Here is a 12,333-nt window from a genome sequence, read left to right as displayed (position 1 = left end):
TCCCTGTAGGCTCGGGCGCGCCATCCATGGCGCTTACGCCCCTGCGCAGCCCACCCACCCGGCTACGGACAGGTTCCTGCGGCTGCCAGCCACGAAAGACAGAACAAAATCAAAAGCAAGAGCCGGTCGCTTCGCTCTTCATTCGGCCGGCACTGCCGCGGAGCATCCGCGCATGGCGTGGACCGGATACAGATCGCGGAAATCCGTCGAAGGCGGGGTGGGTCCGGTGGCGGGGGTGTCCGCGGCAGGGATGCCGCGGCCAAGCCCCCAGGGACGGGTTCACGGCGTCCCCCGCCACCGGACCTACCCCGCCAACCTGCAGGAAACCGGCTTTTGACGTTGCTGTTGCTTCGGCCGTTGCTTCGGCGGGTGCCGGGCGCAGCCCGGCCCAAGCCCATCCCCCGCTTCCGGTACAATATCGGGCCCGTTTCCCAACTACGGTTCCCCGGACATGATGGTCCTCGAGGGCGCGCCCGCCCTGTCGCCGTTCCGCCGCGAACGTCTTGAATCCCGCCTGCAGTCCATCGCTCCCTCCCTGCGCATCAGTGGTGCCTGGCACGTCTACTTCGTGCAGCCGGAAGGCTCGGCCGTGCCCGATCAGGCCACCCTGTGCCGCATCCTGGAAGCACAGCCGCAGGCCGGGACGGTCGCCGAAGGGGCCGTCAGCCGCATCGTGGTGCCGCGTCTGGGAACGTTGTCGCCGTGGTCGAGCAAGGCCACCGAACTGGTCCGCGGGGCCGGTCAGCCGGTCAGCCGGGTCGAGCGCGGCCTGCGTATCGACGTGCTGGGCTGGCCGGACGATGCCGCCACCCAGCTGTCGCTGGTGAAGGTGCTGCATGACCCGATGACACAGTCGGTGCTGGACCACGTCGAGCAGGGCCAGGCCCTGTTCTCGGCGCCGGCCCGCGGTGAACTGGAGCGCGTTCCGGTGGCGCAGCTGGAAGCCGCCAACCAGCGCCTTGGCCTGGCCATGGCCCAGGACGAGATCGACTACCTGCGCGAGCGCTTCACCGCGCTGGGGCGCTCCCCGTCTGACGTGGAACTGATGATGTTCGCGCAGGCCAATTCCGAACACTGCCGGCACAAGATCTTCAACGCCAGCTGGACCATCGACGGGCAGGCGCAGGAACGCTCGCTGTTCCGCATGATCAAGAACACCCACCAGCAGACGCCGCAGCACACCCTGAGCGCGTACAGCGACAACGCTGCGGTGATCGAAGGCCATCCGGCGTCGCGTTACCGTCCGGATCCGGCCAGTGGCGAGTACCGCCGCGAGCCGCAGGCGCCCAGCGCCTTCCAGATCAAGGTCGAAACCCACAATCACCCGACCGCGATCGCGCCGTTCCCGGGGGCTTCCACCGGTGCCGGTGGCGAAATCCGCGACGAAGGCGCAACCGGCCGCGGCGGCAAGCCGAAGGCCGGCCTGACCGGCTTCTCGGTCTCGCACCTGCGCATCCCCGAGCTGCCGCAGCCGTGGGAAGCGCCGCGCGCGCTGAATCCGCGGATGGCGCCGGCGCTGGAGATCATGACCGACGGCCCGCTCGGCGGCGCTGCGTTCAACAATGAGTTCGGCCGCCCGAACCTGCTCGGTTACTTCCGCAGCTTCGAGCTGCCTGAAGGCGCTGACCTGGTCCGTGCGTACGACAAGCCGATCATGCTGGCCGGCGGCCTCGGTGCGATCGACCGTATCCAGGTCGACAAGATCCCGCTGCAGGCCGGTGATGCGGTCATCGTGCTCGGCGGTCCGGCGATGCTGATCGGCCTGGGTGGCGGTGCGGCCAGCTCGGTGGCCTCCGGTGAAAGCGCCGAAGACCTGGATTTCGCCAGCGTGCAGCGCGACAACCCGGAGATGGAGCGCCGCTGCCAGGAAGTCATCGACCGCTGCGTGGCGATGGGTGCCGACAACCCGATCAAGTTCTTCCATGACGTCGGTGCCGGTGGTCTGTCCAACGCGATTCCCGAGCTGCTGCACGATTCGAACGTGGGCGGCATCATCGACCTGGGCAAGGTGCCCACCGACGATCCGTCGTTGTCGCCGATGCAGCTGTGGTGCAACGAATCGCAGGAGCGCTACGTGCTTGGCGTCGCGCAGGAGCGACTGGCCGAGTTTGCCGCGCTGTGTGCGCGCGAGCGCTGCCCGTTCGCCGCCGTGGGCGTGGCGACCGCCGAGGAGCATCTGGTGGTGGCGTACGGCGCGGTGCCGGGCCATGTTCCCGCCGACGCACCGATCGACCTGCCGATGGACGTGCTGTTCGGCAAGCCGCCGAAAATGCACCGCGACACGGCGCACCCGCCGGCACCGCGCTGGCCGGCGCTGAAGACCGGTGGCCTGGATCTGCAGGAAGCCGGCCTGCGCGTGCTGGCGCACCCGACCGTCGCCTCGAAGAACTTCCTGGTCACCATCGGTGACCGCAGCGTCGGCGGCCTGACCGCCCGCGAGCAGATGGTCGGCCCGTGGCAGCTGCCGGTGGCCGACGTAGCCATCACCCTGGCTGATTTCGATGGCGCGGCCGGTGAGGCGATGTCGATCGGCGAGCGCACGCCGCTGGCCCTGCTCGACGCCGCGGCGTCGGCGCGCATGGCCGTGGGCGAAGCGCTGACCAACCTGTGCGCGGCCCCGGTGGATGCGCTGGATGGCATCAAGCTGTCGGCGAACTGGATGGCTGCTGCCGGCCATCCGGGCGAAGACGCGCTGCTGTACGACGCAGTGAAGGCCGTGGGCATGGAACTGTGCCCGCAGCTGGACATCAGCATCCCGGTCGGCAAGGACTCGCTGTCCATGCAGGCGCAGTGGCATGACCAGGGCGAGGCACACAAGAGCGTGTCGCCGGTGTCGCTGGTGATCTCGGCGTTCGCGCCGGTTGCCGATGTGCGCCAGCAGCTGACGCCTCTGCTTGATCGCGACGTCGACAGCGAGCTGTGGCTGATCGGTCTCGGTGCCGGCAAGCAGCGCCTGGGCGGCTCGATCCTGGCGCAGGTGCACGCCGACCACGGCGAGCTGCCGGCCTTCGCCGGTGCCGCGCCGGACCTGGACGACCCGCAGCGCCTGCGTGCCTTCTTCGAACTGATCCGGGATGCGCGCCAGTCCGGCCTGCTGCGTGCGTACCATGACCGCAGCGACGGCGGCGCGTTCGCCGCGCTGTGTGAAATGGCGTTCACCTCGCGCCTGGGCCTGGATATCGCCCTCGACGCGTGGGGCGATGACCCGTTCCGCAGCCTGTTCAATGAGGAACTGGGTGCGGTGGTGCAGATCGCCCGCGAAGATCGCGCCGCTTTTGCCGACCTGGTCGAGCGCCACGCCCTTACCGAATGCGCGCAGCGCATCGCCAGGCCGACCACCGCACCGGTGGTGCGCGTATCGCTGGCAGGCGAGAACCTGGCCGAGTGGCGCTGGGAGCAGCTGTTCGATGCGTGGTGGTCGGTCACCCATGCCATGCAGAAGCGTCGCGACAATCCGGCCAGCGCCGATGCCGAGCGCGATGTCGCCCGCGCGTTCAACGCACCGGGCCTGAAGCCGAAGCTGAGCTTCGACCTCAACGAGGATGTGGCGGCGCCGTTCATCAGCACCGGTGCGCGTCCGCGCGTGGCGGTACTGCGCGAACAGGGCGTCAACGGCCAGATCGAGATGGCCAACGCCTTCGAACGTGCAGGCTTCCGCGCGTTCGACGTGCACATGAGCGACCTGATCGAGGGCCGCGTGGCCCTGCAGGACTTCACCGGCCTGGTCGCCTGTGGCGGCTTCAGCTACGGCGATGTGCTGGGTGCCGGCCGTGGCTGGGCGACCTCGATCCTGGAACGCAGCGCGCTGCGCGATGCCTTTGCCGCGTTCTTCGAGCGCCAGGACAGCTTTGCCCTCGGCGTATGCAACGGTTGCCAGATGATGAGCCAGCTGAAGGACATCATCCCCGGCGCCGAACACTGGCCGCAGTTCCGCCGCAATGCCAGCGAGCAGTTCGAGGCCCGCACCGCACTGCTGGAAGTAGTGGAATCGCCGTCGATCCTGCTGCGTGGCATGGCCGGTTCCCGCCTGCAGGTGGCGGTGGCGCACGGCGAAGGCCAGGCGGTGTTCGACAACGCCGTCGACCAGGCCGCTGCGCGCGTGTCGCTGCGCTACATCGATGGCAACGGTGCCATCGCCCAGCAGTATCCGCTCAATCCGAACGGCTCACCGGATGGCATCACTGGCCTGACCAGCACGGACGGGCGCGTCACCATCATGATGCCGCATCCGGAGCGCACCCCGCGCGCACTCAATCTGAGCTGGGCGCCGGCCGAGTGGCAGGGTGATTCACCGTGGATGCGGATGTTCCGCAATGCCCGGGTGTGGTGCGGCTGATCGCGCACCGCTTCGCGCAGGCGTCGATGCCGATGCGTATGGAAAAACCCGCCGCATTGCCGGCGGGTTTTTCTTTGCGCGGATGAAACTCCTGTCGCCACCATGAGTTACATGCATTTCCATGCGCCAGACAATCGTCACGTGCAACTAACAAAATGGATTGATAAACGCGTGAAAAAGTGAACTGCTTCACGGCAATGTGATTTGCTGTGTCAAAGTCTTGACGATATGGAAAGTTGCCGTTAACACTTGAACCCCGTTTCAGAACCATTCATCCCGCAGTAACCGCTTGGCGCACGCGCTCGGTTTTCTGTCGCTGCGCGCCGTTCGGCAATACCCCGCAGTAAATCACGCGAATAAACGCCCCCAGGGGACGTTGGACCAGAAGGTCCGGCGGTGGCGTTGCTTTGCCCAAAACCAGTCCAATCAGGAGCCGTACCGATGAATCGGATTTATCGCAAGGTCTGGAACAAAGCACTGGGTCAGTTGGTCGTGGCCTCGGAACTGGCCTCGTCCGACAGTTGCGGCGGGGTCGTCGACCAACGCCGCGATGCGACACAGGCCAGGCCCTTTGTACTGGCTGCCGCACTGGCGCTGGCACTGGGATTGGGCATGACCGGCGTCGCCTCTGCACAGTCGGTGGAGATCGGCGGCAACGCCAACTGCGTGGTGCTCAACAGCTCGATCGTCGACAAGTGCCTGGTGGATGGCAGCGCCTCGGCCACCGGCACCAATGCGGTCGCCGTGGGCACCGGCAGCCGTGCAACCGGTGCCAACAGCGTGGCGCTGGGCGCCGGCTCGAAAGCAACGCGTGCCAATACCGTTGCCGTCGGTGATGCGGGCAAGGAACGGCAGGTGACCCACGTCGCCGCCGGCACCGAGGCAACCGATGCGGTGAACAAGGCGCAGCTGGATGCACAGGCGCGGGCCACGCAGGCGGCGTTGGCCGAAGCGACAGCCCAGAGCAGTCGCTACTTCAAGGCCGACGGCGCCGGTGATGACAGCGACGCGGCGAAGATCGAAGGGCAGGGCGCGATTGCGGTCGGCAGCGGCAGCCAGTCGCTGGCCAACGCCACTACGGCCGTCGGCACACAGGCCGTGGCCGCCGGTCTGGGCGCCAGTGCGTTCGGCCAGAACGCGTTGGCCATCGGTGATGCCAGCGTCGTCGTCGGCCAGAGTGCCGTTGCGCTCGGACTGGGAGATACCGCCGTCGGTGCCAGCGCTGTTGCGGCCAGCGAGAACGGCGCAGCGACCGCACTGGGCGCGTTGTCCGAGGCCAGTGCGGACGGCGCAACGGCGGTCGGTGGCGGAGCCGTGGCCATGGGCCCGGGCAGTACCGCCGTGGGTCGTGGCGCAACGGCCGCCAATGAAGCATCGATCGCGGTCGGTGCGTTCAGCACCGCCGTGGGTGAATACAGCACCGCGCTGGGTTCGAACTCGGCAGCGGTTGCCACCGGCAGTGTGGCGCTGGGCGCCGGCTCGCTGGCCGACCGGGTCGATACGGTATCGGTGGGCGCAGCCGAGTACGGTCTGACCCGGCAGATCACCAGTGTCGCGGCGGGTACCGAAGACACCGATGCGGCCAATGTCGGCCAACTCCGGGACGTCGCGGCCGTGGCCGATGCCACGGCCAAGCGTTTCCAGGCCACCGGCAGCAGCAACAGCGACGCCGGTGCGCTGGCCGCAGGCGATGACGCGCTGGCTGCCGGTGAAGCGGCCAACGCGCTCGGCGATGGCACCACCGCAGTCGGCGCCGGCGCCACCGCGGTCGCGCAGAACGCCACGGCGGTCGGCAACAACGCCCTGGCCGCCGGACAGAACAGCGCCGCGTTCGGCAACAACGCGCAGGCTGCAGGACCCGGCAGCGTCGCGGTGGGTGGCGCCGCCGTGGACGAGAACGGCAATCCGCTCATCACCAACGGCGGCGTGCCGGTGGAGACCGGCGCGACCAGTGCCGGCGTCGGCGGCACTGCGGTCGGTGCCAGCGCAGAGGCGGCTGGCTTCGCTGCGTCCGCCTATGGCGTGGGTGCCTATGCGGCCGGCGCGCAGTCCTCCGCATTCGGCGCGGTGGCCAACGCCATCGGCGACTACGCCACCGCAGTCGGCACCCAGAGCAACGCGACCGGCACCAGCAGCGTGGCCGTGGGTGGCCCGGCTGACCTGATTCCCGGCCTGGGCTTCTTCGTGCAGACCCAGGCCAGCGGCGAAGCCGCCACCGCTGTGGGTGCCGGCGCGATCGCCAGCGGTGACCGGACCGTGGCCAACGGGAGCCTGACCGAAGCCTCCGGCGCCGAAGCCACGGCCATCGGCTACTTCGCCTACGCACCCGGAGAAGGGGCCAGCGCGCTGGGCGCGCAGACCTGGGCCAGCGGCGCGCAGAGCACGGCGGTCGGCTACTACGCCACGGCGCGCGGCGCCAACAGTGTCGCCCTGGGCGCGAACTCGGAAGCCATCCGTGACAACAGCGTCGCCGTGGGCAGTGCCGGCAACGAGCGGCAGATCACCGGCGTCGCTGCCGGCAGTGAAGCCACCGATGCAGTGAACAAGGCGCAGCTGGACGCCGTGGCCAGCACCGCGGATACCACCGCCCATTACTTCCAGGCCCAGCCGGAAGCCGGCAGCGATGCCGGTGCGTTTGCCGAGGGAGAGGGTGCGGTGGCCGCCGGTTCGTCCAGCAACGCGATCGGCGCCGGTGCCGTCGCCCAGGGCGCGGGTGCTTCCGCCGTGGGCGATGACAGCGTCGCCATCGGTCGCAACAGCAGTGTCAGTGGCAACGGCGGGGTCGCCATCGGTGGACTGGGCCAGGCCTACGACCAGTACAACCAGCCGATCATCGGCGATGACGGTCAACCAGAACGTGTCGGCACCACCGCCGGCGCCGATGCCACCGCCGTCGGCAATGGTGCGCAGGCAACGGGTGCGTCGGGCAATGCCTTCGGCAGCGCGGCCAAAGCCACCGGCGACAACAGCGTGGCTGCCGGTGGCAAGTCGCGTGCGACCGGCAGCTACGCGGTCGCCGTGGGCGACAGTGCGTTCGCCAGCAGCGACGACAGCACCGCCGTCGGCGGCTACAGCTGGGCCACCGCCAGTGGCGCCAGCGCATTCGGTTCGGGCGCATGGGCCACCGCCACCAACGCATCCGCCTTCGGCAATGCAGCATGGGCCAGCGGCAGTGGCGCCACCTCCATCGGCTACAACAGCTGGGCCAACGGCACCAGCGCCACCGCCGTCGGCCGCGGTGCCTTCGGCTACGGCGACTACAGCGTGGCGTTGGGCTACCAGGCGCTGGGCAACACGGTCAACAGCATCGCCATCGGCACCAATACGGTGGCCGGCGGTGAAAGCGCGATCGCGCTGGGTGCCGGCAGCAACGCCAGCGGCAGCAACGCGGTCGCGTTGGGTGCAGGCTCGGTGGCTGATCGTGACCGCAGCGTGGCGGTTGGCGCTGCCGGCAACGAGCGCCAGGTGACCCACGTGGCCGCAGGTACGCAGGCCACCGATGCGGTGAACAAGGCACAGCTGGATGCCGTCGCGGCGGAAGCATCCACCACCGGCAAGTACTTCCAGGCCAGCGGCAGTGCCGACAGCGATGCCGGCGCTTACGTGGAAGGGGACAACGCACTGGCTGCCGGCGAGGCATCCAACGCCATCGGCGACGGCGCCATCGCCCTGGGCAGCGGCGCCAACGCACTGGCCAACAACGCGCAGGCGCTGGGCTTCAATGCCGTGGCCACCGCAGCCAACGCCAGCGCGATCGGTGCCAACGCACAGGCGACCGGCGAGTACGCCACCGCGCATGGCGCGGAAAGCGAAGCCAGCGGTGAACAGAGCGCGGCCTTCGGTGCTGCCTCGATCGCCAGTGGCGCCGGCAGCACCGCCAGCGGCGTGCTGTCCGAAGCCTCCGCAGAAGAGGCGACGGCAGTGGGCTACTTCAGCACCGCCAGTGGTGAAGCGGCCACGGCGGTCGGCAGCGAGAGCGTGGCCAGCGGCACGGCCTCGGCTGCATTCGGCATCGGTGCGGAAGCCACGGGTGGCTACAGCACCGCCATCGGCGGTTTCGCCAGCGCCTCGGCGTTCAACGCCACCGCGTTCGGCAATTTCGCCAATGCCTCCGGCTCCAACAGCGTAGCGCTGGGCGGCGACTCGGAAGCCTCCGGCGACTACAGCACGGCCACCGGTCAGGGCAGCTTGGCCACCGGTACCAATAGTGTCGCTGTCGGCGGCTCGTTGTTCGGCATTCTCGCCACCGAGGCGTCCGGCAACTACTCCACGGCCGTCGGTGGTGGCGCATGGTCGCCGGGCATCAACAGCACCGCGCTCGGCAATGCGGCCGAGTCGCGCGGCGCCAACAGCGTCGCGCTGGGTGCCGATTCGATTGCAGACCGTGACAACACGGTATCGGTCGGTGGTGGTGGCAACACCCGCCAGGTGACCAACGTGGCGGCAGGTACCCAAGGCACCGATGCGGTCAACAAGGATCAGCTGGACGCCGTGGCATCGGTGGCCGAGAACACGAGCCGCTACTTCCAGGCCAGTGGCAGTGCCGACAGCGACGCCGGCGCCTACGTTGAAGGTGACAACGCGCTGGCCGCCGGCGAAGCGGCCAACGCGATCGGCAACGGTGCCACCGCACTGGGCAGTGGTGCGACGGCGGTCGCCGCCAGTGCCACCGCCGTAGGCCTGGACAGCCTGGCCAGCGGCAGCAATGCCGCAGCGGTGGGCAGCAACGCACAGGCCACGGGTGAAAACAGTGCGGCACTGGGCAACGGTGCGGTTGCCAGCGAGATCGGCAGCACGGCGACCGGCGCGGGTGCACAGGCCACGGCGGTGTACAGCACCGCCAATGGCTCGGAGGCGCTGGCCAGCGGTGCGCAGTCGCTGGCCAGCGGCTTCCGCAGCGCGGCGTCGGCCGATGGCACCACGGCGGTCGGTGGTTACAGCGAAGCCAGTGGTCGTCTCGGTTCTGCACTGGGTTACGGCACGATCGCCAGCGGGGCCAACAGTACTGCGACGGGCGTGTTTGCCACGGCCAGCGGCGCCAGCGCGGTGGCCATGGGTGATTCCAGTGAAGCCAGCGGCGATGAAAGCGTCGCCATCGGCGGCAGCACCTTCTTCGGTCTGATCCCGGCCCGCGCCAGCGGCTACGGCGCCGCGGCGTTCGGTGCGGGTGCATGGGCCACCGACGACTACGCCACCGCCATCGGCTGGAACTCGTGGGCCGACGCGGCCGATTCCACCGCACTCGGTGCCAGCGCCACCGCCAATGCTGCGAACAGCGTCGCACTGGGTGCGGGTTCCGTTGCCGACCGCGCCAACAGCGTGGCCGTCGGCAGTGCCGGCAGCGAGCGCCAGGTGACTCACGTGGCGGCAGGTACCGAAGGCACCGATGCGGTCAACAAGAACCAGCTGGACGCCGTGGCGTCGGTGGCTGAGAACACCAGCCGCTACTTCCAGGCCAGTGGCAGTGCCGACAGCGACGCCGGCGCCTATGTGGAAGGTGACAACGCGCTGGCCGCCGGCGAAGCGGCCAACGCGATCGGCAACGGTGCCACCGCACTGGGCAGTGGTGCGACGGCGGTCGCCGCCAATGCCGCTGCCGTGGGCTTCAACGCGGTGGCGACGGGTGAGGATGGCGTGGCCATCGGCAACAGCGCCAGCAGTACCGCTGGCGGCGCGATCGCCCTCGGTGCGCAGAGCAGCAGCGCCGGGCCGGCCAGCGTCGCCCTGGGCGCGCAGTCGGAAGCGGAGGGCATCGGTGCCGTTGCGGTAGGTGGCATCGCCCAGGCCAGCGGCCTGGCCGCCACCGCCGTCGGTTACGGGGCCACGGCCGACGGTCGCGAAGCGACTGCGGTCGGCAACTTCGCCTATGCCAATGGCTGGCAGTCCACAGCCTACGGTGCGGGTGCCACGTCCAGCTTCTTCGGCACGGCCCTGGGCAGTGGCGCGCAGGCGGCCGACGTCGCCACGGCGGTCGGCCAGGGCACCACCGCGCAGATCGCCGGTGCGGGTTTCGGCGTACAGGCACGCGCCGGCGAGTACGGTACCGCGCTCGGCAACAACGCGGCCACCGGCCTCAATGGCGTGGCGGTGGGCTTCAACGCACTGGCCGGGCAGGATGCCAACAGCGTCGGCAGCGGTCAGCACACTACCGCCATCGGCAGCGAGGCGTGGGCGACCGAGGACGGGGCCACCGTGGTCGGCTACAACAGTTACGCGCAGGCAACCAATGCCACGGTGCTGGGCAGCAACACCTGGACGACCAAGGCCGCCGACAACAGCGTCGCGCTGGGTGCCGGATCGCTGGCGGATCGTGCCAACGCGGTATCGGTCGGTGCGGCGCAGGACTGGGTTGATGCGGCGGGCGTTACCCACAGCGCGATCAACCGCCAGGTCACCAATGTCGCGGCCGGTACCCAGGCGACCGATGCGGTGAACAAGGGCCAGCTGGATGTGGTGGCGGCCCCCGCCGATGCCACCGGCCGCCACTTCCGTGCGACCGGTACCGGGACCGCCAGCGCCACGGGCAGCAACGCGGTCGCCGTCGGTTCCGGTGCCAGTGCCAGCGGCAACCGCAGCAATGCGCTGGGCAGCAGTGCCAGCGCCATCGGCAATGCGGCGCTGGCCGTCGGCGCCAACGCCGGCGCGACCGGTGCGAACTCGGTGGCGCTGGGCAGTGGCGCGCGCGCGCTGGACGCCAATGTGGTGTCCGTCGGCGGTGGCAACGGTACCGATGGTCCGGCGACGCGCCGCATCGTCAACGTCGCCGACGGTCGCATCGCCGCAGGCAGCAGCGACGCGGTCACCGGTTCGCAGCTCAACGTCACCAACCAGCGCGTCGGTGCGGTGGAAACCCGGGTCGGCGATTTCGATTCGCGTATCGCGACCGTGGAAACGTCCACTGCCAATGCGGTCGGTTATGACGACGCCAGCCGCGACCGGCTGACCCTGGCCGGCATCGAGGGCACCACGATCGACAATGTCGGCGCCGGCAGCATCGCCGCAGGCAGTCGCCAGGCGATCAATGGCGGCCAGCTGTTCCAGTCGCTCAGCGATGCCGCCAGCTTCCTCGGCGGTGGCGCCAGTGTCGGCATGCAGGGCGTGTTCGTCGCGCCGAACTACGTGATCCAGGGCGCCAGCTACAGCAATGTCGGCGATGCCCTTGGCGCACTGGACCGCAAGGTCAGCGAGATTGACCAGCGCACCGGGGGGGCGAACCGCTCCCGCACCGCCAGCCTGCGTTCGACCAGCACGCCGCTGGAGGGGGGCGCCGCCAACCTGGCCGCGCAACCGGCCAGCGTCGATGCCGTCCCCGACGTGGCCACTGCCAGCAGCGCCCGGGTACAGGGCGCGCCGACCGCCGCCGCAGCGGGCTCGGGCATCCCGGTCGGCACACCGGCAGCGGGTTTCAACGCGGTCACCGTGGGAGAGGGCGCCGTTGCCAGCGGCGCGTCGTCCACGGCCATCGGCCAGGGGGCCAGTGCGACGGCCGCCAACGCCGTGGCGCTGGGCCAGGGCTCGGTTGCCGATCGTGCCAACACCGTCTCTGTCGGCAGCGAAGGCAACGAGCGCCAGGTCACCAATGTCGCGGCCGGCAGCGCTGCCACCGACGCGGTCAACAAGGGGCAGCTGGACCGTGGTGTCGCCACGGCCAACAGCTACACCGATGGCCAGGTGAAGGCCGTGACCGACAGCTTCGATGTGTTCAAGGGCGAAGTCGATGGCCGCCTGCGTCATATGGACCGTCGCATCGATCGTCAGGGCGCGATGAGCGCGGCGATGCTCAACATGGCCACCAGCGCCGCCGGCATCCGTACCCAGAACCGGGTCGGCGTCGGTGTCGGCTTCCAGGGCGGCGAGTCGGCGTTGTCGCTGGGTTACCAGCGTGCAATCAGCGACCGCGCCACGGTCACCTTCGGCGGTGCCTTCAGCAGCGACGACAGCTCGGTCGGCGTTGGCGCCGGCTTCGGCTGGTAAGCCACTCCATCGCGCCGGCGGCC

2 protein-coding genes are annotated in these 12,333 nt (G+C 69.5%); both read left to right on the top strand.

Features of this window, described 5'->3' with window-relative positions; translation table 11 throughout:
• Positions 1 to 451: 451 nt before the first annotated feature.
• Positions 452 to 4,336 carry a phosphoribosylformylglycinamidine synthase gene (gene purL, locus AC5P76_RS17495; protein ID WP_253119441.1) on the top strand — a complete coding sequence of 1,295 codons (3,885 nt, stop codon included), beginning with the start codon at positions 452 to 454 and terminating at the stop codon, positions 4,334 to 4,336.
• Between the two features lie 441 nt (positions 4,337 to 4,777).
• Positions 4,778 to 12,310 carry an ESPR-type extended signal peptide-containing protein gene (locus AC5P76_RS17490; protein WP_495222796.1) on the top strand — a complete coding sequence of 2,511 codons (7,533 nt, stop codon included), beginning with the start codon at positions 4,778 to 4,780 and terminating at the stop codon, positions 12,308 to 12,310.
• Positions 12,311 to 12,333: the final 23 nt, after the last annotated feature.

It is taken from the genome of Stenotrophomonas sp. YJH_SMC_36, assembly GCF_059369935.1.
Note: the sequence above shows the minus strand (reverse complement) of the source record. Positions and strands in the feature narration are given on the sequence as shown.